Origin of the sequence: Archangium lansingense (assembly GCF_026626635.1) — a bacterium.
GTDB classification, from domain to species: Bacteria; Myxococcota; Myxococcia; order Myxococcales; family Myxococcaceae; genus Archangium; species Archangium lansingense.
Genome location: NZ_JAPNKA010000001.1, coordinates 644,788 through 667,346, shown reverse-complemented (window position 1 = coordinate 667,346; position 22,559 = coordinate 644,788). Strand labels below are relative to the sequence as shown.

Sequence of the window (22,559 nt, the reverse complement as noted above, 5' to 3'; positions counted from 1 at the left end):
CTACTCCAATCCCGGCATCAGCGCCCGCAGTAGCGGACCACGGTGACACGGATATCCGTGTCACTGGCTTCCAGCTCGGACACCATCACCGCGAGCGCCTGCGCCTCATTGAAGCCACCGCTGCCCGAGCCGATGACCGGGAACGCCACGGAGCCAAAACCGTGCTCCCGCGCCCGTGCGAGCGCGTTCGTCACCGAGTCGCGAATGGCCCGCTCGGACGAGCGCCAGAGCAGATTGATGCCCGCCACGTGGATGATGCCCCGGTACGGCAGGCGGCCCGCGGAGGTGACCACCGCCGAGCCGAGCGGCATCGGCCCCACGCGCGCCAGCTCACGGAACGGTGCCAGTCCACCCCGCTTCTTGATGGCACCCGACACCCCCTGCGGTAGCAGCAACCACCAGGGAAGAACGTTCCGGTTCCAGGCGTTCACGATGGCGTCGGCCTGTTGCTCCAGCAGGTCTCCCTCGACAATGCGTGGCGTCATATGGCGGGCTCCAACCTCCACCAGTCAACGTGAGCGGCCGTCCGCTGTCGAGCCTCCCCTTCATGGCGCCCGCGCGAGCCCCTGGACGCGCTAGCCTCCCTGGTGCCCGTCATGCCCTCGGACACTCCGCCCGTCCTCCTCACCTCCCCGCGTCTCAACCTGGCCCTGCTCCCTCCGGACGGTGCCGCGCGCGTGCTCGCCTACCACGAGGCCAACCGCGACCACCTCGGCCCCGTCTCGCCGGCGCGCCCCGACAACTTCTTCACCGTCACCTGGTGGCGCTCGCGCCTGGCCCAGGACGCCGAGGACTGGCGCCGCGGCCTCGCCCTGCGTCTCTTCCTGCTGCCGCGCGAGTCCCCGCTCTCCTCCGCTCCGGTGCTCGGCAGCGTGTCCCTCACCGACATCCGCCGCGGGCCCCTCCAGTCGTGCGAGCTCGGCTTCGGGCTCGACCACCGTGCCCAGGGCCAGGGGCTGATGAGCGAGGCCGTGCGTGCCATCTGCGACTACGCCTTCGGTCTGCTGGGCATCCACCGCATCCAGGCCAACCACCTCCCGGAGAACCACCGCAGCGCCGCGGTGTTGCGCCGCCTGGGCTTCCTCGAGGAGGGCCTCGCGCGCGAGCTCGTCCTCATCGACGGCCGCTGGCGCGACCACGTCCTCACCGCGCTGCTGGCGCCGCGTCCACCGGCAAAGTGAAGGAGAAGGTGCTGCCCCTGCCCAGCTCACTCTCCACCGCGATGTCTCCGCCATGGGCCTCGATGATGCCCTTGGCAATGGGCAGCCCCAGTCCTGCGCCCTCGCGCGTCCCCTTCGGTTGCCAGTAGCGCTCGAAGAGGTGGGACAGGTGCTCCGGTGCGATGCCCTTGCCGGTGTCGCTCACGAAGAAACGGACGAAGGCGCCCTCTCGCCGGGCGCGCACGGTGATGCGGCCTTCCTCGGGCGTGTAGCGCAACGCATTGCCAATGAGATTGGAGAACACCTGCATCACCCGGCTCCGATCCGCCTGCACCAGGGGAAGCCCCTCCTCCAACTCCCGCTCCAGCCGCACTCGCCGAACCTCCGCCAGCGGCCGGTGCAGCTCGATGACGTCATCCACCAACCGGCACACGTCCTGTGCCTGGCGCTCCAAGGTCAGCCGTCCTGACTCGAGCTTCGCCACCTCCAGCAAATCCTGAATGAGGCGGACGGCCTGGTCCGCCGAGCGCCGCATGAGCTCCGCATGCTTGCGCCACGAGGCCGCCTCGGCCCCCGTGGGCAGGTGCTTGAGCAGGTAGGTCGCTCCCAAGGAGATGACATTGAGAGGGTTGCGCAGGTCGTGCGAGACGACGGCGAGCACCTCGTCGCGCGCATGCGTCGCCTGCTGCGAGTCCTTGTAGAGCCGGGCGTTGTCCAAGGTGAGGGCAGCCCGCGAGGCCAGACCCTCGGCGAGCGAGAGGTCCACTGGGCCATAGCGTCGTCCCGACGCCGCGGTGGAGGCAAAGAGGATGGTGCCCAGCGTCCGCCCGCGCGCCATCAGCGGGACGATCATCACCGAGCACGGCGACAGGGCGCGGTGGGTGGTGAAGTGCTCCTCGTCCTCGGCGGAGGCCCGCAGCCAGGCGTCCGTCACCTCGGGGACGAGCTCTGGCTCGCCGGTGCGCAGCACGCTCTGCACGCCCACCACCCGATGGGTCAGGGAGCGCATGCGCCCGAGCTTGAGCAACAGCGGCTCCTGAGAAGGGTCGCGGTGGGCAATGGCCTGGCGATGCACCTCATCGCCGTTCAGCATGCACACCAGGCAGTAGTCCGCCAGGCGCGGCACCACCAGCCGGGCCAGACTGCGCAGCGTGGCCTCGTACTCCAGCGCGGCCACCAGCACCCGGCTGCTCTCGGAGAGGAATTGCTGCGACTCCTCGGCGCGCTGGCGGTCCGAGATGTCGCGGATGATGGTGGAGAACATCTCCAGCCTCCCCCCGGCCTCGTAATGAGCGAGCAGCACCTGGGAGACGGGCAGCTCCCGCCCGTCCGGGGAGAGCAGCGCCGTCTCTCCCATCCACACCCCCTCGCGCAGCGCGGTGGGTACGCCCTCGGCCAGCAGGCGCCGCGCGGCCCAGGCCGGGTGGGCCGAGGCGATGCTCCAGGCGCGGGCGTCCTGCTCTTCCGCCAGTCCCAGCATGCGCCGGCCCGCGCGGTTGAGATAGAGGCCCCGCCCCTGCGGGTCCGTACTGCCGACGAAGTCCGGCGTGGCCTCGATGATGGAGCTGAGTCGGCGGCGCGCCTCCTCCGCGTGCTTTCGAGCCGTCACCTCCCGCAGGTAGACGGAGACGCCCTCGCCGGAGGGGCTGACGTGGCACTCGAAGCACGCCTCGAGCAGGGTGAAATACAGCTCGCAATCCGAGGAGCCCTGTCCCTCCAGCACCTGGCGCACGCCTCGGGACAGCCCGTCCCGCGCGTCTTCCGGCAGCATCTCCTCCAGGCGCTGGCCCAGCAGCTGCTCCCAAGGGCGTTGCAGCACCTCGGCCGCGCGGCGGTTGACGAAGGTGAAGCGCCGCTCCCGATCCAGGGCGAAGAAGGCATCGGTGATGCTCTCCAGGAGGGTCTCGATGCGCGCGTGGGCCGCCTCGACCTCGGTGCGGGCCGCCTCCTCGCGAGCGAGCTGCAGCGCCGCCTCCTCGGCCCGCTTGCGCGCCGTCACCTCGCGTGTCACCCCCACCCAGTGGGTCAACATGCCCTCCTCGTCCTTCACGGGGACCAGGGTGCTCTCCGTCCAGAAGGTGGAGCCGTCCTTGCGGTAGGTGAGCAGCTCGGCGCGGAAAGGCTCCGTGCTTCGCAGGGCCTCGCGCATGCCCGCGAGCGTCGCCGGGTCCGTCCCCGGTCCCGCCAGCACCAGCGTCTCCGAGTCCCGCAGCTCCTCCGGGCTGAAGCCTGTCATCCGCGAGAAGGCCTCGTTGGTATAGAGGATGCGCCGGGTGCTGCGCCCCTCCACGAGCTCTGGCTCCAGGATGACCACGCCGTCGTAGGCGTTCACCACGATGGACTCGAAGAGGCGCAGCCGCTCCTCGACGCGTTTGCTCTCGGTGATGTCACGGAAGTAGACGGCGAGTCCCTCCTCGGAGGGGTAGACGTGCATCTCGACCCAGGTGTCGCGCGGTGGGTCGTGCTCCTCGAAGTGGACGGCACGTTGCTCGGTGAAGGCCTTGCGGAAGCCCTGCTCGGAGCGCGAGCCGTCGAAGCGCGGAAACACCTCCTGCGGGGTCCGCCCGAGCATCTGCTCGCGTGAGCGGTGCGACAGCTCCTCGGCGCGGCGGTTGACATAGGTGAAGCGCCAGGCGCGATCCAGGGCGATGAAGGCATCCGAGATGCTCTCCAACATCCCGTGCACGCGCCGCTCCAGCACCTCCGCCTGGGCGAGCGCGGTCTGCTCGCGGACGAGCTGGCGTTCGCGCTCATCGGCGCGCAGCCGCTCGGTGATATCGGTGAAGGTGATGACTGCCCCGATGATGCGCTCTCCGTCCCGGACGGGGCTGCTGCGATACTCCACCGGGAAGGAGCTGCCATCGCGCCGGCAGAACCTCTCGCCCGTCACGTGGTACGTCTGACCGGTCCGGAGGGCGGCGTACGTTCGGCACTCGGCGATGGGCAGGGGCGAGCCATCCGGTTTCGAGTGGCGCATGACCTCATGCAGGGACTTGCCGATGAGCTCCTCCGGCTTCCACCCCAGCATGCGCGCCGCGGCCGGGTTGACGAAGGTGGTGCGGCCCTGGGTATCCAGGCCATACACGCCCTCGTCCACGGACGTGAGGATGAGCTCACGCAGGTGGCGCAGCAGCTCGAGCTCTCCGGGCGGCTCCGCGGGCCGCAGGGCGCAGGCATACCCGGCCAGCCCTCCGTCCGCGTCATGCAACGCGGTGAGCACCTGCGAGGCCCGGAAGCGGGCGCCATCGCGCCGCATGCGCCAGCCCTCCCGCTCACAGCGGCCCTCCTGCTCGGCCTGACTCAGGTCCTTCGCAGCCAGCTCCCGCTCCTCGGGCAGGTAGAGCGTGGAGAGAGGCTCTCCGAGGAGGTCTGCCTTCGCATGACCGGTGAGCCGCTCCAGCCCAGGGGTCCAAAGGCTGATACGCCCCTTCACGTCCAGGCCGACGAGCGCACCGACCTCCGCCTGCTCCAGCAATCGCAGGGCAAGCGCGCTGCGAGGAAGCACGTCCCCCGGTCCTTTCCGCTCACCGAGAGCGCTGTGGATGGTCGGGGACAAGCAGAGAGGCCTCCTTTCGGACCACCCGTCAGCCCCCACCTCGCACGAGGACAGGAGATGCGGGGCTCAAGGATGTGGATCTGTCCACACACGCCCGGAATGCAAGAAGGGCCCGGCCGGACGGCCACTGGCTGGCGGGGCGAAGTCCTAGGAGCGCTTCGTCATGTCGAAGAGGGCGCGAGCCTGGGGGCCGAGGAAGCCATCAAAGCCGGGCGCGCGCTGGGCGATCTCGAAGTAGGCATAGGGCCAGGTGCGCGTGCGTCCGTCGGCGAGCGTGATGGTGACGGGGGCGGCGCTGGTGGCCGTCTGACGCAGGGAGGTGCCAGGGTCGCCCTCGATATCGGCCTTCATGGGCACACCCGCCTCACGCATGCGGCGCTGCCACACCTCCACGTCATCCACGGAGCCGGTGAAGTGGTTCACCTTGCGGCCGAAGGCGAGCAGCCACGCGCCGTACTGGGACTCCTTCTCCAACGCGAGCAGCGCGGACTCCTCGGGAGGAGGCGGAGCGGAGAACCAGTTGGCGAGCGCCTCGATGGAGTCGGGGGCGGGAGGCTCCGCCGGGAGCGAAGCGAGGAGGCGCTGAGCCTCGGGCGACAGCCTGTCGGAGAGAAGCTCGGAGATGAAGACGCGGGGCAGCCCCTCCGGATGGGACATGTAGATGGCGGAGAGGTGCGTATCGGGGAAGGTGTACTGGCCGGCGGGCTTCCAGCCGAAGCGCTCGAAGACGCGGGCAAAGAGCGCGATGCCTCCGCCGGGCCGGGCGAGGGAGCGCAGCGCGATGTGGTCATTGCGGAAGCTGCCGCCGGAGAGCCGGGCGAAGGTGCGCGCATAGGGCACCTCCGCGGCGAAGCGCTCCCACAGCAGGTCCAGGAGTCGGGTGGCGTCAGAGCTCATGACGCGCAGTCATAGCCGGAAGGTGGGAGCCTGCCCAGGCGCGGAAAAAGATCCAAACGCCATCCGCGTGCTGGACCAACGACTCGAGCCTCACCGGTAGGCGCACGCCGCATCATCCCAGGTGTACGTGCGGGATGAGGATTCACAGCCCTCTCCCTCGCCGTTCTCGTCGCAGGTGCCCTCCGTGGTGCGGGTCACGAGCTTGCGCCATGCCTCCGGCCCCGCTCCCTCCGCCTCCACGGTCACATCCCCCGGAGGGCCAAACTCCAACCGGCTCCCCACCTCGAACGAATCCAGCTCGCCGCACGACTCGCCCACCAGCCTCCAGGTGTGGAGCGTGTTGTCGTTGGCGCTGGAGGACTCCTTCACGAGCAGGAAGCTCCGGTCCCCGAAGGTCAGCTCCCGCTCCAGCGACACCTCCGAGGAGCTGCCGAGGTCCCCCTCCCCCATCGGCGGGTTGCAGTCCCCCGACCAGGAGTCCTCGTCCACCACCCTCCCGCCCAGCTCCAGCCTCACCACCAACCGCGACACGACACACGGCTCCTTCTTCGTATCGAGCGCCCGCGAGTGCACCTCATAGGAGAGCCCCTTCACTCCCGCCCGCACCGGGTAGCTGCCCTGGTGCGTGTGGCCCTTCAACGCCTTGGGCTTGGGCAGCGCCAGCTTGGGGCACGCATCGGCCACGCTCGCCTGCACCTGCTTGAGGTACACCCCCGGCAGCGCCAGGTTGGCCAGGTCCCGCAGGGCGCGCGCCCGCTCCACCTCCGAGCAGATGCCCAGCATCGCGATGTGGAAGCCCGGGTTGAGCCCTGCCATGTCGTCCGACTCGAGCAGCCGCGGGTAGCCCTCCGCCGGCGTCACCCCCTCATGCGCCGCGTCCTTGTACCGCTCGAGCGCCGCCTGCGCCTCCGCGGGTGTCTTTCCGCCACCGAGGATGATGATGTGAAAGGACGGGGGAGCCTTGGCCTTCGGTTTCGCCTCGGCGGGCAGAACTCCCAGCAGGAGCAGCAGGCAGATAAAGGAGCGCATGTGCCCAGCATATAAAGGATGCACGGGCCCGACGTGCGCGCCCTACTTCCCGCGCTTCTGCGCCAGCAGCCAGGTGCTCACCGCCTGATCGAGGTACACGGTGTCGAAGATGTCGTGTCCCAGGCCGGACAGCTCGGTGTAGCGCACGGACTTGTTGCCCGCGGACTTCAGCAGTTCCACGAGGGTGCGGCTCTCCGAGACTGGCACCACCGCATCCGCGTCTCCGTGCCACATCCACAGGGGCAGGCCCTTGAGCCGGCTCACCATCGAGCGATCCAGGTAGCGTCCGGACACGGCCACCACCGCCGCGAAGCGCTCCGGGTAGCGCGCGGCGAGCTGCACCACCCCCCGCGCCCCCATCGACTGGCCGGCGAGGTACACCCGCTTCCGGTCTCCGCCATACTCGGTGACGGTGCGCTCCAGCGCCTCGAGGGCAAAGTCCGCCACGTCCCCGCTCCACTCCTTGTCGGGGGGACACTGGGGCAGCACCAGCACGGCCGGGTAGCGCTCCGGGTGTACGCGCGCCGCCTCCGCCAGGCTCTGCGTCCTCGGCCTCTGCCCATCCGTCCCCCGCGAGCCCGCTCCGTGCAGCGCGAGGATGACCGGCCACTCCTGTCCCCGGCCGTACCCGGGTGGCAGGTACACCGAGTACACGTACGTCTCTCCTCGAACGGTGAGCGTCTTCGCCACGAACGTGCCGGGAGACTCGGCTGGATTCACGGGCCCACCCGCCTCAGGCGTCCCCGTCAGCAGCCACGCCACCAGCGCCATCGTCACCGTACCCATGAGCCTCCTCGCATACCCGCACAGGTCCTATCCCGGGGGTTGGGAAAGCCTTGAAGGTACCCCTCCGCCAGAGGAGACGGGACGCACTCCGCGAGAACCAGGCGGCCAAGGGTTGCGTTTCCATCACCTCGCGCTTGCATCTGACTGCATAGGTGGGAAACTGCTGGCTGCGCGCGTCCTCGGGGTTAGACCTTGGAGGGGTTCCGCATCCCGAGGACGCGCGCAGTCTTTCACAACCCTGTTGCTCCGCAGCGTGCCTTGGAGGGGTTCCCCGCGGGCGGGTTGCACGGTTGGAACATGCTAGTTCCACCCGTTATTCACGGGCGCACATAGGAAAAAATGACGCGGATTGCCAGTCCCTGGCCTGCAAAGCCATCAGTGCCCCATCATGGCACTGATGAGTTTTCCTGATACAGGGTAGGTGGCACCATTAGCCTACAGCATGGCAGGTTGTGTGCCTACCTCTTTCTGCGTCGGATTTTCCAGCCACTGAGAGGACGTGTCTCGAGCGTGGGGCACCGGGCGGGGGGAGGGTAGCGCTGCGCGGGGACGGGGCCGCTGGTATGTAGCGCGGCGCCAGGGGGCAGAAAGAAGTGAGCACCATGTCCAGCGACTCTTCGGCGGCCGAGCGCACGTCGGGCTTTGCCTATGCCTTCGCGGCCTATGTGGCCTGGGGTGGCTTCCCCCTCTATTGGAAGCAACTGGCCCATGTGCCACCGGTGGCGCTGGTGTCCCACCGCGTGGTGTGGTCGTTCCTCTTCGTGGCGGGGCTGCTGACGCTGCAGCGGCGGTGGCCCGAGACACTGCGCGTGCTGCGCAACAAGCGGGCCCTGGCGGCCCTGCTGCTCACCACCACCCTCATCTCCGTCAACTGGGGCCTCTACATCTGGGCCGTCAACAGCGGCCGGGTGATGGAAGGGAGCCTGGGCTACTACATCAACCCCCTGGCCAACATCGTGTTGGCCCGGCTCTTCCTCGGCGAGCGGCTGCGCGGACTGCAGGTGGGCGCGGTGGCGCTGGCGGCCCTGGGGGTGCTCAACCTGGCGGTGGGGATGGGACAGGTGCCGTGGGTGGCGCTGGCGCTGGCGGGCACTTTCAGCCTGTATGGGCTGGTGCGGAAGCTGGCGCCGGTGGAGTCCCTCACGGGCCTGGCGGTGGAGACGGGACTGGCGGCACCTGTGGGGCTCGGCGTGCTGCTCCTGGGGAGCTGGGAGCAGCCGGTGCTGGGCGCTACCCCGCGAGACACCCTGCTGCTGGTGGGGAGCGGCGTGGCCACCGCGCTTCCGCTGCTGTGGTTTGCCCTGGCGGCGCGGCGGATTCGCTACTCGACGCTGGGCATCATCCAGTACGTGGCGCCCACGCTGCAGCTTGCCCTGGCGGTGCTCGTCTACGGCGAGGCCTTCACCTCACGCCACGCCATCACCTTCGCCTGCCTGTGGACGGCGGTGGCGCTCTACGCCTTCGACGGCCTGTGGAAGGCGCGAGTGCCAGCCCCCGCCCCGGCCCGCCAGGGCACCTGACGTCAGGTCAGCTTCCGTCCCACCCAGAGGAGGACGATGGCTCCGACGATGGAGCCGATGTAGCCGGAGGGCTGCAGCACGCGCCAGTTGCCGCCCAGCAGGAACGAGGCGAGGAGGCCGCCCACGAACGAGCCACCGATGCCCAGCAGGGTGGTCGAGATGAAGCCCATCGGCTGCCGGCCGGGCATGACGGCGCGGGCAATCAGCCCCGCCACGAGACCCAAGATGATCCACCCACACAGATTGGCCATGCCGTCGTCCTCGCTTGCGCTGGAAAGAGGCCCCAGTCTGCAATGAACTACGCCTCCGGGCGAACTCCATTGCATCCGGGCGGAGTGTGAAGCGCACCTCACCCCCTGTCCGGGGGGGCGGGTCGCGCGAGCCACTCAGTACCGGGCGTCGACGACCTGGGGATTGCCGCGGACGTACTCGATGGCCTTCGCCCGGTCGAAGCCGCCGCTGTCGATGAGGAACTGCACGGTGACCTGGCCGAGCGAGGTGTAGGGCAGATAGGCCGTGGCGAATCCGACGCCTCGCGCGTCCATGTACCGGACCGAGTCCTCAATCTCCTGCACGACGGTGGGCATGGCCTGCTCGAAGGCGCGGCGCAGCGCCGGGTCGCTGGTGGTGCAGAAGGCCTCGGCCTCGAACTTCTTGAAGATGCGGGCGTTGCGCAGCTGGAAGAGGCGCGTGGGGTTGTCATCCACGATGATGACCCGGGGCAGCTTCTCGTCGTCCTCGAAGATGCGCAGGTCCTTGGACGGCTCGCGCACGGGATTGGGCTTCTTCCCCTCGGACTTCTCCTGAAGGATGAGGTGGCTGTTGGTCAGGATGCCGGAGATCGCCGGGTGCTCGGTGAGGGGAACGCCCTCGAGCTTCCAGTACGAGAGATTCTCGAGGGTGAGCGTGTCGACGTTGGCGGAGAAGAGGACGACGGCACCGCCGAGCTCCTGGATGCGCGCGAAGGCCTGCTGCCAGCCGGGGACGAGCTTCACGTAACGGACGCCATCCTTCTGCGGGACCGCGAGATCGTGACAGGCCTCACCCACCTTGGCGGGGTAGTACTGGCTGAAGAGCGTCTCATCGAGATCGAACACGACGATGAAACGGGCCTTGCTGAGCTTCTCGGGATTGAGGCGGCTCTCGAGCTCGCCCCGGCGGACGCGCTCGAGGGCGGTGTGGAAGGCGTCCTCCGGGCGGGGGGCAGGCCTGGCGCGGATGAGGTCGCGATAGTGGTTCTGCAGCTCGACGGCCTTCGCCCGGGTGAGCTGGTAGCGCTCCATCAGGCGGCTGATGTTGAAGAAGCGGCGCTCCTCCTCGTTCGGGCCCGCGTACTTGTCGACCCAGTCGGGCAGCATCGGGATGGTGACCGCGTCGAGCTCGGCGCGAGCTGCACCGCCGGTGGCGGACGTGTCGGTGGTGGCGGGCGGAGCATCGGTCCGCTGGAGGGAAGGGCCTGCCGCACAACCAAAGAGCGGCGCGGTGAGCAGCAGGAGCAGCGCTAAGCGGGGCATGGGGTCTCCTTGGATTGGGAAGGAATCAGGGCTGACCGGCCGCCACCTCGCGGAGGCTGGCCTCCACCCCGGCGAGCAGCTCGTCCAAGGCGGCGTCCGGGATGTTGAGCGCGGGGGCCACGTACACCGTGTCGCCCAGTGGGCGCAGGTACAGCCCGCGGCGCCGGGCTGCCTCGTACACGCGCCAACCTCCTCGCGCCAGGTAGCCACCCCCGCCCAGGTCCACCGCCCCCACCATGCCGATGGCCCGCGGCTGCTTCAGCCCGGGAATCGTCGCCGCCATCCGCTCGAAGGCAGCCTTCACCTTCGGCGCCTTGCGCGCCACCTGCCCCAGCACGTCCTCGTCCCGGTACACCGCGAGCACCTCACGCGCCACCGCCGCGCCCAGCGGGTTGCCACAATACGAGTGCCCGTAATACAGCGCCCGCTCGCGCCCTCCGCCGAAGCCCGCGAACACCCGCTCGGTGGCCAGCGTCGCCGCGAAGGGCATCAGCCCTCCGGATAGCGCCTTCGCCAGACACAGCAGGTCCGGCACCACCCCCGCCAGGTCGCACGCGAAGCGCGCCCCCGTGCGTCCCAGGCCCGTGAAGACCTCGTCGGCAATGAGGAAGGTGTCCACCGCCCGCGTGGCCTCACGCACCGCCCGGACGAACTCGGGCGCGTACACCTGCATGCCCGCCGCCCCCTGCACCACCGGCTCGAGGATGACGGCGGCGATCTCGTCCGGATGCTGACGCAGCGTGGCCTCCACCTGGGCGAAGGCACGCTCCCAGCCCTCGGGCTCGGCGGGAGATGGCACGTGCACCACGTCGAAGAGCAGCGGCCCGAAGATGTCGCGGAACAGCTCCACCCCGCCCACGCTCGTCGAACCAATCGTCTCGCCGTGGAAGGCTCCCGAGAGCGTGATGAAGCGCGTGCGCCGAGGCCGACCGTTCTGTGCCCAGTGCTGCGCCGCCATCTTGATGGCGACCTCCACCGCCGTGCTCCCATTGTCCGAGTAGAAGACCCGCGAGAGCCGCTCCCCGGCCGGTACGTCCTCGCGCCCGGCACCCGGGGCCAGCGCGACCAGGTCCTGCGCCAGCCGCGCTGCCGGCTCGTGCGTCACCCCCGCCAGCGAGGTATGCGGGAAGGTGCCGGCCTGCTCGGTGAGCGCGCGCACCAGTCTCGGGTGCCGGTGCCCCAGCGTGGACACCCACCACGAGCCGTTGGCATCCAGGTAGCGCGTGCCGTCCGCGTCGTAGAGGTATGGCCCCTCTGCGCGCACCACCACCAGCGGGTCCGTCTTCGCGATGTACTCGTCCATCGCGGTGTACGGGTGCCACACGTACCGCTTGTCCAACGCGACGATGTCCGCGCGCTCCATGCCGGTTGCTCCTCCCGATGCGCGGCCCTCCCTATCACGCACCGGGAAGAGACGGAGCCTCGGAGTGCCAGGTGCCCTTCGCCAGCACTCCGACAATTGGAAGGGCTTGGACCTCCCGGACGTGGCGCTCCCGGCACGAGAACGCTAGAGAGACGACCCGTATGGGAACGACCTCGAACCGCAAGCACCCTTCCGTCCTGATGGCGCGCACCGCGTCACTGTCGATGGCCCTGGCCCTCTCCGCCTGCTCCGAGAAGCAGGAGAAGTCACCTTCGAACCCCGGCGCGGCCTCCGCCTTCAAGGACTCTCAGGCGCCCCAGTCCCCCGCAGCGCCCACGGGCACGCCCACGGCGCAGCAGGCCAGTGAGCCTCCCGCCAACGATGCGCGAACTCCGGAGCAGCTCTTCCTCAGCCTGGGCTGCCCGGCCTGCCATGGAGCCGGCAGGCCCTTCGCCGCATCCCTCGCCAACTCCCGCGAGAAACCGCCGGAGGTCGTCGCCATGTGGATCCTCGATCCCCAGAAGGTCCGCCCCGGAACGATGATGCCCAGCTACACCGGCCGCCTCTCCACGGCAGAGGCGCTCGCACTCGCCCAGTGGATCAAGGCCGGCAACCCCGCGCCCTAGTGCCAGGAGTCGAGTCATGGACACCGTCGACGTCGTTCCCGGAACGGGCGTGGGGCCCGTGCGGCTCGGAATGAGCCGCGCCGAGGTGCATGCCACCCTGGGGCATCCCCCCCAGACCCTCGCCTCCGCCCCCGGCGAGCCGCCCGCCGAGGCCTGGAACGAGGGCGCACTGCGCGTGCACTACGTCGCTGACTCCGTCGAGCGCATCGAGCTGCACCCCGGGCCCGCCCTGCGCGCTCTCCTCGATGGCCGAGACGTCTCGACGACCCGCGTCACCGAGTTGGTGCGCCACCTCTACTCCACCCGCGCGCACTATGATCCGAATGACCCCGAGCTCGGCTACCGCTTCCACTTCCCCCAGCTCGGCCTCACCCTGCGCCGCGTCAAGCTGCCCGAGGGCCCCAACGACTCCGAGGGGCAATCCTTCACGTCCCTCACCCTCGGTCGTCCGGTGTCCGGCCGGTAGCCGCCTTCGTGCGGAGCCGTGACAATTTCATGATGGAGCCGCTTGTAGACCCCCTGTGTCCTTCCATCCCCCACGAGGACCCATGGTCTACGCCTTCTTCATCTCGCACTGGATGCTCTGCGTCCTCATGCAGAGCCTCTTCCAGCACCGCTACGCCGCGCACCGCATGTTCACCATGGGCCCGCGCACCGAGCGCGCCCTGCACCTGCTCACCTATCTCATCCAGGGCTCCTCGTACCTGTCGCCCCGCGCGTACGCCATCCTCCACCGCGAGCACCACGCGTACTCGGACACCGAGAAGGACCCGCACTCGCCCCACTTCTACAAGGACGTGGTGCGGATGATGCTCTTCACCAAGGGTCGCTACGAGGCCTATGCCTACGAGCGCGAGCAGCCCGAGCCCCGCTTCCGCGGCGGCTACCCCGAGTGGCCCCTCGTCGATCGCACCCTCGCTCAATCCTGGCTGATGACGCTGGTGTGGGTGGGCCTCTACTCCGCCTTCTACGTGGCCTTCGCCACCTCGCCCTGGCAGTTCCTGCTGCTGCCCCTGCACTTCGTCATGGGCCCCATCCACGGCGCCATCGTCAACTGGTGCGGCCACAAGTACGGCTATCGCAACTTCCCCAGCAGCGACCGCTCGCACAACACCCTGCCCATGGACTTCCTCACCATGGGCGAGCTCTTCCAGAACAACCACCACCGCTTCTGCATGAGCCCCAACTTCGCCGCCCGCCGCTGGGAGTTGGATCCCACCTGGCAGGTGATTCGCGTGCTCGCCTGGTTCGGCCTCATCCAGATCGCCACCCCGCAGCGCGCCGTGTACCCTGACCCCCGGCCCCAGCAGACGGGTGAGCCCACCCACGTGGAAATCCAGACGGCCTGAGCCCTCCCGCATGCAGCAGCCCATCACAGGCTTCCACCTCGACGCAGAGAACCACTGGGTGGCCGACCTCGCGTGCGGCCACAAGCAGCACATGCGCCATGACCCACCGTGGATGGAGCGCCCGTGGATCCTCACGGAAGAGGGCCGGCGCAGCCGTCTGGGCGTTGAGCTCGAGTGCAAGCGCTGCGATGAGACCGGCCGCGCCGTCGCCGAGGCGGTTCGTGCGGCACTGGCAGCGGCGGCACGGGACGCCTACGAGGAGGGCGGCCTGAGCGGCCTCTGCGCCGAGGGCCGCTGGGACCTGGCGCTGGATGCCATGCGCGCGGTGGATCTCACACCCGACATCCGCCGCGCGCTCGGCCAGGAGCCCCAGAAGGGCTGAAACGGCACTCCCTCTCCCTCTGGGAGAGGGGACCTCAACTACCGGCTGGACTCGGCGTCCTCAGCCTGCAGGGCAACAGACGTCGTGCCCTTGGCCAGCTCGGCCACGTAGGCCGCGGCCAGCTTGACGAACTTCACCGAGTTCTGCGCGCTACCGGCCGTCTGCGTGAGGGTGTCGTTCGCAGTGTGGATGTACGGGTTGTCCTGGCCCAGCAGCGCCTCGAAGGGGATGGAGGCCGCGTAACCCCGGTTGTGCCAGGAGGCGTGGTCCGAGCAACCGTAGCCGCACGTCGTGTTCGTCGTGGTCACCCCCGGCAGGTAGCGGGTGATGAGGTTGCGGAGGAAGGTGTTCTGCGCGGCGTTGGTGTAGTCAGTCACCAGGACGATGTCGTAGCTGGAGCCCCGGTAGTTGATCATGTCCAGTTGCAGCACGCCCACCACGTTGACGCCGGTGCTCTTGTAGTTGGCGGCGATCGCCCCCGAGCCCCTCAGGCCGATCTCCTCGGCGGCGTAGGCCATGAACTTCACCGTGCGCGCCGGCTTGTAGCCCTTGGCCACCGCCACGCGGATGACCTCGGTGAGCGCGGCCACGCCCGAGGCGTCATCGTCCGCACCAGGAGCGGAGGAGGACGAGCCGCTGCCGTTGATGGAGTCCAGGTGCGCACCGAGCACCACCACCTCGTTGGGCAGCGAGGTGCCCTGGATGGTGAGGATGACGGAGGGCTGCGGCGAGGTGGTGGTCGGGTGCGTGAAGTTCGCCACCGAGATGTCCGAGCGCCCGCTGGCCAGCGTCGTCCAACGGTTCTTCAGCCACGTGGCCGCGTCGATGCCCGACTGCAGGTTGTAGCGGCGCGACGTCCAGCTCGTCGACAGCGTGGTGATGGTGCTGCGGATGTTGCTCTCCGTGACGGCCGACATCAGCGAGTTCGTCGCCGTCGCGTTGTCGATGGTGTAGCTGATCAGCGACGCCACGGGCTGCGCGGCCACGCTGGACTCCACCGCCGCCAGCGCCTGCTCCTCGGTGTCATGGGTGATGAAGCCCGCGCACCGGTTGAGCTTGTCGTGCATGACCTTGGACAGCTTCTCGAGCTGCGACTCGCGCACGCGCAGCACCGCCACTCCGTCCTTCTCGCGCGCCACCGTGCCCAGCTCCTGGCCCTGCGTCTTGAACGACGACCGCGCCGTCTCCAGTGCGTCCGTACCGATGGAGACCCACACCTCCTTCTCCTTCGCGGGGGCCTCCGCGAAAGCGGGCGTGGCACACACCAACATCAAGGCAACCGCACCGAACTTCGTCGTCCTCATGTGTTGCTCCTCGGCAAGGGGTGCTGCTGGGGGAATGGATTCCACGGGCCGGGCTTCTCCCGGTTCCCGGGAAGGCCGGGTTTATCCATTCGATAAGGGGGCTGGGTCCAACACCTACATGTCCCGAAAGACCGGACAATGTGAGATTTTGAACGTTTCCAGCCCCCCTACACGCACCCCATCTGCCGAGGCTCAGGCCCTCTGAAGGAGCGCGTCAGCGGGAGAGGGACCCCCGAGCGGCAGCTCCAGGGTGAAGCTCGCGCCCCTCCCGCGCCCCTCGCTGGCGGCCACCAGGGTCCCGCCCATCTCCCGGGCTGCGTTGGCCGCCCAGTGCAGGCCGTAACCGAGGCTCCCCTGGCGCGTGGTGAAGCCGTATTGGAAGACGCGCTGCAGGTCTTCCGCCGCGATTCCCACGCCGTTGTCCCGCACCACGAGCTGGAAGCGCTCCGCCCCGCAAGGACGGGCCTCGAGGCGGATGCGCTTGTCGGAGTGCTCCGCATCCAGCAGCGCCTGCTTCGCGTTGCTGATGAGGTTGACCAGGATGTGCAGCGCCTTGTGCCGCTCGAGGGCGACGACGGGCAGCCGCGCCATGTCGCGCTCGATGAGCACCTGGTGCCCTGTCAGGGAGGACTGCTGCATGCGAAGCGCGTCCTCGACAAGTGCCGCTACCTCCACCGGCTCCACGAGCCGCGGGCCATGGGCATACGCCTGTTGCACCTGGATCGTCGCGCCGATCTGCTCGAGGTTGGTCCTCATCGATCGCAGATCCGCGAGCATGAGGTCGGCATCCCGCCGCAACCTGTCGCCCAGCTTGCCGAGGTACTCGGGAAGCATCCGCGTCCGGGCGTCCTTGTCGGAAATCCCGGAGGAGCCGTCCTCCGTGCCCGCCAGCAACCGGGCGCTCTTCTTCAACTGTTCCACGGGAAGCTGGGCCACATCCTGGGTCAGGCCCTCCGTGGCGACCACGAGCGAGTTGAGCGAGTTGCCGATGTTGTGCAGCACCCCGCTGGCGACCTCCGCCATGCCCGCGCGGTGGGCCATGTCGACGAGCTGCTTGTGGGCCGCTTCCAGCTCGCTCGTGCGCTCCCGGACACGCTGCTCCAGGCCACCATAGAGCGCCGCGTTCTCCAGCGAGAGCGCGAGCTGCGAGGCGAGGAGCGTCAGAATCTGCAGGTGCCGGGAGGTGAAGACGCCCGGGGCCAGGTTGTTCTCCAGGTAGACGACGAGCAGCAGCCGGCCCTGGTGGAAGATGGGGAGCGACAGGACGGAGCGTGGCGACCGGCGGTGGACGTACGGGTCATCGCCCAGGGAATCGTCGCGCGACAGGTCCTTCACCAGCACGGGCTGCTGCGTCCGGATGGAGAGGCGGACGGCCGAGGCCGGCACATGCTCGGCCCCCGCGGGCGTGCCCTCTGCGTAGCGGCGGGTCTCCCCGGTGAGCGCGGTGTGCTCCATGACCATGGAGAGGTGCTGCCGCTCCTCTCGGAGCAGGACACAGCGCTGGGCACCAGCGTTCTCGCAGAGGATGACCACCACTCGCTCCAGGAGCCGGTCCAGCTTCATCTCCGAGAAGAACACTCGGGAGGCCGCGAGGACGCTCTGGAGATCCAGCAGGGCCAGGTCGGTCCGGGTCTCGCCTGAAGCGCGAGACTCATGGCCACTGGCTGGCTGGGCGGACAGTCCCTGCTCGGCATAGCGGGCGGTGAGGTGGCGCAGCAGCGCGTGCGCTCCCCAGCGTGAGCAGGCGTCATACGCATCATGCAGGTGGGGCCTCGCACGGTGCCCCAGCCCCCACTCGAGGAAGAACCGGGCGGTCAGCTCGTGGGCAAGGGCCTCGTCGTTGGGAGAGTCGTGCTCCCGAGCGAGCGCGATGGCCCGGTCGTAGTGCTCGAGGGCCTCGGCACGTGCGCCGCGCACCCGGCAGCGCTCGGCCTCCACCAGGTGCCAGGCGTGGAGGAAGTTCATGGGGGCCGAGCGGGCCCAGCGCTCCATCCGCTGTTGGTTCGCGGCAACCCGCTCCAGCGCCGCGCTCCGCGCCGCCGCGTCCAGCTCGGGCAGCAGGGCGAGCCGCGCCAGGGAATCGAAGAAGAAATAGCGGGGAACGAGGAGCTGGCCCGCCACCGTCGGCAGGTACGGCGCCGCTGCGTCGGCACTCTCCACCGCCAGCCGGTACTGGCCGAAGAGATAGGCCAGCATCAGCTTGTTGGCGTATACGATGCAGCAGGCGGTGCCGTCGTTGTCCGCCCGGTAGCGTGGAAGCTGCTCGTCTTCGTTCCAGGCCCTCCCCACCAGACGCCAGGGCGTCTCCCCCTCGCCCGAGAGGTTCAACGCCGCCTGCTGGTACACCGCATACTGCCGGATGGTCACGGCGCGGTGATGGTGCTCGAGGACCTTTCGGTACTCGTCCAGCTCCCCGACGAGGGAGCCGAGCGGTCGCCCCAGGAAGAAAGAGTGGTGGCAGTAGAAGTCCGCCGCCCACCCCATGAACTCGAGGTCTCCTGTCTCCAGCCCGCTCGCGTACGCGTCCAGCAGGGGCTTCAACGTCTCCCGCACGTGACGCTTCCAATGGATCGTCTTCGCGTTGACCACGTAGAGGGTCTTCGCGCGGGGCTCCCGGGCATCGAAGCGCTCGAGGATCTTCAACGCCAGTTGACCGGCCTGGTAGCCCGCGTCGAGCTCGTCGAATACCCCGCAGAGGATGAGCCCGAACATCGCGAAGGTGGAGGCCGCGATGGGCGCGACGCCATGCTGCATGGTCAGCACCACCGTGCGGAAGACGAGCAGCGGCAGCAGCTCGGGTCTCGTCTGGTACGCGGGTGGCGCCAGCAGGGTCATGATCCGCACCGCCGCGAGCAGCTCGGCATCCCTCATCTCAGGCATGGAGAGGATCTGCTCCGGCGGGCCAGAGCCCACCACGGCACGGACCTCCTCGAGTCCACGCTGGAGGTCCTCGGGCTGGGGCGCCATCGGGAACTCCACTCCCAGCTTCTTCAGCACGTGGAGCCCGGTCTCGAGTGCGTACGCGAGCCGCTCCTGGGCGATGGCCGTCTGGATGCGAATCTCATACACCCGCACGCGATCCAGCACCGACTGCGCGTGGGACAGCACTGCGTCCACCAGCTCGTCCTGACGCGAGAAGCGCTTGCTGAGCCAGGCCGCGCTGGCTGCCTCCTCGTGAAGAGCGAGCGTCAGCGCGTAGTCCGTCCGCCAGCTCTCCGGCGCCAGGAGTGACAGCCCCACCTCCAAGTACTCCCGAGCCACGTCATACGCGGTGGACGCCAGGGCCCTTCTGCCGGCCCGCAGGTTCAGCCCCGCGAGCTCGTGGCGCTCCGCCACCTCCTGCAGGAGCTCCCTGGACAGGTTCAGGTGGTTCACGATGTCGAACAGGTGCTCCTCTCGCTCCTGCGCGGAGGCCGTCTCGAGCAAGCGCCTGCCAGTCTCCAGGTGCGTCCGCTGCCGGTCCGACTCTGGGATGAGCGAATGGGCTGCCTGCTGCACCCGGTCGTGCAGGAACCGGTAGCGCGCTGGGAGCGGGTCTACGCCGGACGCCTCCAGGCCCGAGGCCTCCTGGTAGAACTTGTAGACCTCCGAGGAGGGGAGAATCAGTCCCTCCTGCAGCGCATGCCAGAGCGCCGCCGCCGTCTCCGCCTCCGGGTGTCCATACACCCGAGAGAGCGTGGCCAGCTCGAACCGATTGCCGATGCACGCGGCCAGTTCGAGCACCTTCCGGGTCGCCTCCGGCAAGCGCTGGAGCTGACCCGCCATGAACTCCACCACGTCCGAGGACACAGACAGCGCCCGCACCTGGGCGAGGTCGCACTGCCACATGTGCTCCCCGGCGTCGTAGCTCACGAGGCCCTGCTGGAAGAGGAGCTTCAGATACTGGGAGGTGAAGAAGGGATTGCCCCCCGTCTTCTGGTAGAGGAGCCCCGTCAGCGGCCGGGCCCGCTCCAGCGAGCACGAGAGCGTCTCCGCCACCAGCTCGTTCACCGCGTCCTCCGGGAGCGGTTCCAGCGTCACCCGGTGGACCGGCACGCCGAGCTGGCGGAGCTCCTCCAGGGTCTGCATGAGGGGATGGGCCCAGGTCACCTCGTTGTCCCGGTACGCGCCAATCACCAGCAGCCGTGCGGAGCCCAGCTCCGTGGCCAGCAGATGCAGCATCTTCAGCGACGCCGAGTCCGCCCACTGCAAGTCATCGAGGAACACCACGAGCGGGTGCTCCTCCGTCGCGAACATGCGGAAGAGCCGGCTGAAGAGCCGATTGAAGCGCTGCTGCGCGGCGGCGGGCGCGAGCTCCGCCACCTCGGGTTGGGGACCGAGGATGCACTCGAGCTCCGGCAGCACGTCCACCACCACCCGCCCCTCCTCGCCCAGTGCTGTATGGAGCCGCTGCTTCCACGCCCCGAGGCGCTCGTCGCTCTCCGACTGGAGCTGACGCGCCAGGCTGGAGAGGGCCTGCACCAGGGCCGAGTACGGGATGCTCCGCCCAAGCTGGTCGAACTTGCCCGAGGCGAAGAACCCCTGGGAGCGGACGACGGGCTTGTGGATCTCATTGACCACGGCCGTCTTGCCGATGCCCGAGGCGCCCGCCACCACCAGCAGCTCCACCCGCCCCTGGCACACCCGCTCGAACGCCTGGAGCAGCGTGCCGACCTCCTCCCGCCGACCATAGAGCTTCTCCGGGACGAGGAGCCGGTCAGAGACATCCCGTCGGGCCAGCTCGAAGGTGGGAACGCTCCCGTGCTCTCGCAGGGCGTCGAGGCAGCTGCTCAGGTCGTACCGCAGCCCGTAGGCGCTCGCGTAGCGCTCCTCGGCCGTCTTGGCCATCAGCTTGAGCACGATGCGCTCGACCATCTCGGGGATGGCGGGATTGAGCTCACGCGGCGGAGGCGGCGGGCGCGCCAGGTGACAATGGGCGAGCTCCAGCGGACTGGTCGCTTGGAAAGGAAGCAGGCCCGTGAGCAGCTCGTAGAGCGTCACGCCGAGTGAGTAGAAGTCGGTCCGGTAGTCGATGCCCCGGTTCATCCGCCCGGTCTGCTCGGGCGACATGTAGGCCAGCGTGCCTTCAATCAGCTCCGGATTCTCCAGCGTCTGCGTCTCCCGGGGCAGCCGCGAGGCGATGCTGAAATCCGTCAGCTTGATGTCGCGCGTCTCGGGGTGAATCAGAATGTTGTGGGGCTTGAGGTCCTTGTGAATGACCCGGTGCTGGTAGAGCCCCTCCAACGTCTCGGCCAGCGAGATGCCAACCTCCAGCACCTGCCGCAGGGTGAGCGGGTGGGTCTCGCGGTAGTCCTCCAGGGAGACAAGGCCGTCATCCGCCATGATGATGGCGAAGCCGTTGTGACAGCGCTCGAGTTCCAGGGGCGAGACGACGCCGGGGAGCTGGAGGCCGCGCGCGAGGGTGTACTGGTTGCGGAACTGGAGCAGCTCGGAGAACGAGGGCCGCTCCGAGCGCAGCAGCTTGAGGATGACGGGGGCCTCGTCTCGCAGACGGCGTCCCCGGTAGAGCAGGGACCTCGCACTCGCGTGGAGTAGAGCGCCTACCTGATAACCAGGAACGGAAGGGACGAGTGCCGGAGCGGCCGCGGCATCGATGAGCTGCTTCATGGCGGAATTCTCCAATGAACCCCCAGCTCCGGTCATCCGATTCAACAGCCTCTTGTTCCGTGGTGGCATGCGCCCGGCACTCCGGCCCCCTGCTCTCCAGGTAGGAGCCCGGAATTCGCGATACCCTCCCCCCTGCCCTCTCACTGGGAGGGGGAGGAAGGTTGCACGGCGAGTGGTCCGTGCCCGCGTTAGAAGGAGTCCTCGTGGCCGCCGACCTTCGTCTCCGAATCCTCGAGTCCATCACCGATGTCCCCGCTTCCGCCTGGGACACCCTCACCGGGCCCGAGGCCCCTCCCTTCATCCGCCATGCGTGGTTGTCCGCCATGGAGGAGAGTGGCAGCGCCCGGCTGGAGACAGGGTGGGAGCCGCAGCACCTGACCATCTGGCGCGGGAAGAAACTCGTCGCCGCCTCGCCCGCCTACCGCAAGCACCACAGCATGGGCGAGTACATCTACGACTTCTCCTGGGCCGGTGCCGCCGAGCGGCTCGGCATCGAGTACTACCCGAAGCTCGTCGTCGGCGCCCCGCTCTCCCCCGCCACCAGCCCGCGCTTCCTCATCGCCCCCGGTGAGGATGTCCTCACTCTGCGTCTCGCGCTCATCCAGGCGGCCATCGAGAGCGCACGCGAGGGGGGCTGTTCCTCCGTCCACTTCCTCTACCCGCGCGAGGACGAGGCAGAGCTGCTCGAGGAGCAGGGACTGGCCCGCCGCATCACCCTGCAGTTCCATTGGAAGAACCCGGGCTACCGCAGCTACGACGACTACCTGTCCCGCTTCGACTCCAAACGCCGCTCCCAGCTCAAGCGCGAGCGCGGCGCCGCGGCGAATCAAGGCATCCGCATCCGCACCGTGCGCGGCCAGGAGCTGGGCCCCGAGCACGCCCGGCGCGCCTATGGCTTCTACGAGGCCACCTGCGAGAGTCGCGGGCCCTGGGGCCAGGTGCAGCTCAACGAGGACTTCTTCGTGCGCGCCTTCCACTCGCTGCCAGAGACGGTGGAGCTGGTCCAGGCCGAGCACAACGGAAAGGTCATCGCCGGGGCCTTCAACCTCGTCACCCCCGAGCGTCTCTACGGCCGCTACTGGGGGTGCCACGAGGAGCACCCGTTCCTGCACTTCCACGTGTGCCTGTACCACTCGGTGGACGAGTGCATTCAAACGGGGCGCAAGGTGTTCGAGCCGGGCGCGGGCGGCGAGCACAAGATTTCCCGGGGCTTCGAGCCCACCGCGGTGCACAGCGCGCACCTGCTCTTCGACGAGACGCTCGACAAGGCCGTGCGCGACTTCCTGCGCCGCGAGCACGCCCACCTGCGTCCCGCCGTCGAGGAGGCCGAGCAGATCTCCGGCCTCAAGCCCTGGCCCCTCCAGGGCCGCGCCACCGGGTAGCTCGTCCCCGGGAGTATCCTCTCCTCCATCACACGGCCCGGAAGAACGCTCCATCTCCCAAGAAGGACCGAAAGAAGGGAGAGG

Annotated in this window: 17 protein-coding genes; 7 read left to right on the top strand and 10 right to left on the bottom strand. The window is 68.8% G+C overall.

What is annotated here, in order from left to right:
- Positions 1-17 precede the first annotated feature (17 nt).
- Positions 18-485 carry a macro domain-containing protein gene (locus OV287_RS02615; protein ID WP_267532375.1) on the bottom strand — a complete coding sequence of 156 codons (468 nt, stop codon included), beginning with the start codon at positions 483-485 and terminating at the stop codon, positions 18-20.
- 111 nt (positions 486-596) lie between these two features.
- Here OV287_RS02615 and OV287_RS02610 point away from each other — a divergent pair, with 111 nt between their 5' ends.
- Complete coding sequence (locus OV287_RS02610; protein ID WP_267532374.1) at positions 597-1,181, top strand: GNAT family N-acetyltransferase; 585 nt, start codon at positions 597-599, stop codon at positions 1,179-1,181.
- Here OV287_RS02610 and OV287_RS02605 read toward each other — a convergent pair.
- From OV287_RS02605 to OV287_RS02590, 4 genes are all read right to left on the bottom strand, one after another.
- Positions 1,144-4,665 (bottom strand): PAS domain S-box protein, encoded by a 3,522-nt coding sequence (locus OV287_RS02605; RefSeq protein WP_267532373.1) that lies wholly within the window; start codon positions 4,663-4,665, stop codon positions 1,144-1,146. The genes OV287_RS02610 and OV287_RS02605 overlap by 38 nt on opposite strands.
- A gap of 198 nt (positions 4,666-4,863) precedes the next feature.
- The gene (locus OV287_RS02600; protein ID WP_267532372.1) at positions 4,864-5,613 is read right to left on the bottom strand and encodes a DUF1338 domain-containing protein; all 750 of its coding nucleotides are present in this window, start codon (positions 5,611-5,613) and stop codon (positions 4,864-4,866) included.
- Positions 5,614-5,703: 90 nt separating this feature from the next.
- On the bottom strand, positions 5,704-6,642 hold the full coding sequence (locus OV287_RS02595) for a hypothetical protein (RefSeq protein WP_267532371.1): 939 nt from the start codon (positions 6,640-6,642) through the stop codon (positions 5,704-5,706).
- Positions 6,643-6,684: 42 nt separating this feature from the next.
- Positions 6,685-7,428 (bottom strand): carboxylesterase family protein, encoded by a 744-nt coding sequence (locus OV287_RS02590; protein WP_267532370.1) that lies wholly within the window; start codon positions 7,426-7,428, stop codon positions 6,685-6,687.
- Between the two features lie 602 nt (positions 7,429-8,030).
- Between OV287_RS02590 and rarD the strand changes: the two genes are divergently transcribed.
- Positions 8,031-8,948 carry an EamA family transporter RarD gene (gene rarD / locus OV287_RS02585; RefSeq protein WP_267532369.1) on the top strand — a complete coding sequence of 306 codons (918 nt, stop codon included), beginning with the start codon at positions 8,031-8,033 and terminating at the stop codon, positions 8,946-8,948.
- A 2-nt stretch (positions 8,949-8,950) separates the two neighbouring features.
- On the opposite strand, the gene OV287_RS02580 is transcribed toward rarD, so the two are convergent.
- The 3 genes from OV287_RS02580 to bioA form a co-directional block, all read right to left on the bottom strand.
- Complete coding sequence (locus OV287_RS02580) at positions 8,951-9,199, bottom strand: GlsB/YeaQ/YmgE family stress response membrane protein (protein WP_267532368.1); 249 nt, start codon at positions 9,197-9,199, stop codon at positions 8,951-8,953.
- 135 nt (positions 9,200-9,334) lie between these two features.
- A complete protein-coding gene (locus OV287_RS02575; protein ID WP_267532367.1) occupies positions 9,335-10,462 on the bottom strand; it encodes an NIF family HAD-type phosphatase in 1,128 nt (375 codons plus the stop codon).
- A gap of 25 nt (positions 10,463-10,487) precedes the next feature.
- Positions 10,488-11,825, bottom strand: a complete 1,338-nt coding sequence (bioA, locus tag OV287_RS02570) for an adenosylmethionine--8-amino-7-oxononanoate transaminase (RefSeq protein WP_267532366.1) — start codon at positions 11,823-11,825, stop codon at positions 10,488-10,490.
- 161 nt (positions 11,826-11,986) lie between these two features.
- Here bioA and OV287_RS02565 point away from each other — a divergent pair, with 161 nt between their 5' ends.
- The 4 genes from OV287_RS02565 to OV287_RS02550 all read left to right on the top strand — a co-directional run bounded on the left by OV287_RS02565 (position 11,987) and on the right by OV287_RS02550 (position 14,182).
- Positions 11,987-12,451, top strand: a complete 465-nt coding sequence (locus OV287_RS02565) for a c-type cytochrome (protein WP_267532365.1) — start codon at positions 11,987-11,989, stop codon at positions 12,449-12,451.
- 16 nt (positions 12,452-12,467) lie between these two features.
- A complete protein-coding gene (locus tag OV287_RS02560) occupies positions 12,468-12,917 on the top strand; it encodes a hypothetical protein (RefSeq protein WP_267532364.1) in 450 nt (149 codons plus the stop codon).
- Positions 12,918-12,999: 82 nt separating this feature from the next.
- Positions 13,000-13,800 carry an acyl-CoA desaturase gene (locus tag OV287_RS02555; RefSeq protein WP_267532363.1) on the top strand — a complete coding sequence of 267 codons (801 nt, stop codon included), beginning with the start codon at positions 13,000-13,002 and terminating at the stop codon, positions 13,798-13,800.
- A gap of 10 nt (positions 13,801-13,810) precedes the next feature.
- On the top strand, positions 13,811-14,182 hold the full coding sequence (locus tag OV287_RS02550; RefSeq protein ID WP_267532362.1) for a DUF3565 domain-containing protein: 372 nt from the start codon (positions 13,811-13,813) through the stop codon (positions 14,180-14,182).
- Between the two features lie 38 nt (positions 14,183-14,220).
- Here the strand turns inward: OV287_RS02550 and OV287_RS02545 are convergent, their stop codons facing one another.
- Both OV287_RS02545 and OV287_RS02540 read right to left on the bottom strand, forming a co-directional pair.
- A complete protein-coding gene (locus tag OV287_RS02545) occupies positions 14,221-15,486 on the bottom strand; it encodes a M20/M25/M40 family metallo-hydrolase (RefSeq protein ID WP_267532361.1) in 1,266 nt (421 codons plus the stop codon).
- Between the two features lie 192 nt (positions 15,487-15,678).
- On the bottom strand, positions 15,679-21,093 hold the full coding sequence (locus OV287_RS02540) for a trifunctional serine/threonine-protein kinase/ATP-binding protein/sensor histidine kinase (RefSeq protein WP_267532360.1): 5,415 nt from the start codon (positions 21,091-21,093) through the stop codon (positions 15,679-15,681).
- A gap of 203 nt (positions 21,094-21,296) precedes the next feature.
- Here OV287_RS02540 and OV287_RS02535 point away from each other — a divergent pair, with 203 nt between their 5' ends.
- Positions 21,297-22,475 carry a GNAT family N-acetyltransferase gene (locus tag OV287_RS02535; protein WP_267532359.1) on the top strand — a complete coding sequence of 393 codons (1,179 nt, stop codon included), beginning with the start codon at positions 21,297-21,299 and terminating at the stop codon, positions 22,473-22,475.
- Positions 22,476-22,559: the final 84 nt, after the last annotated feature.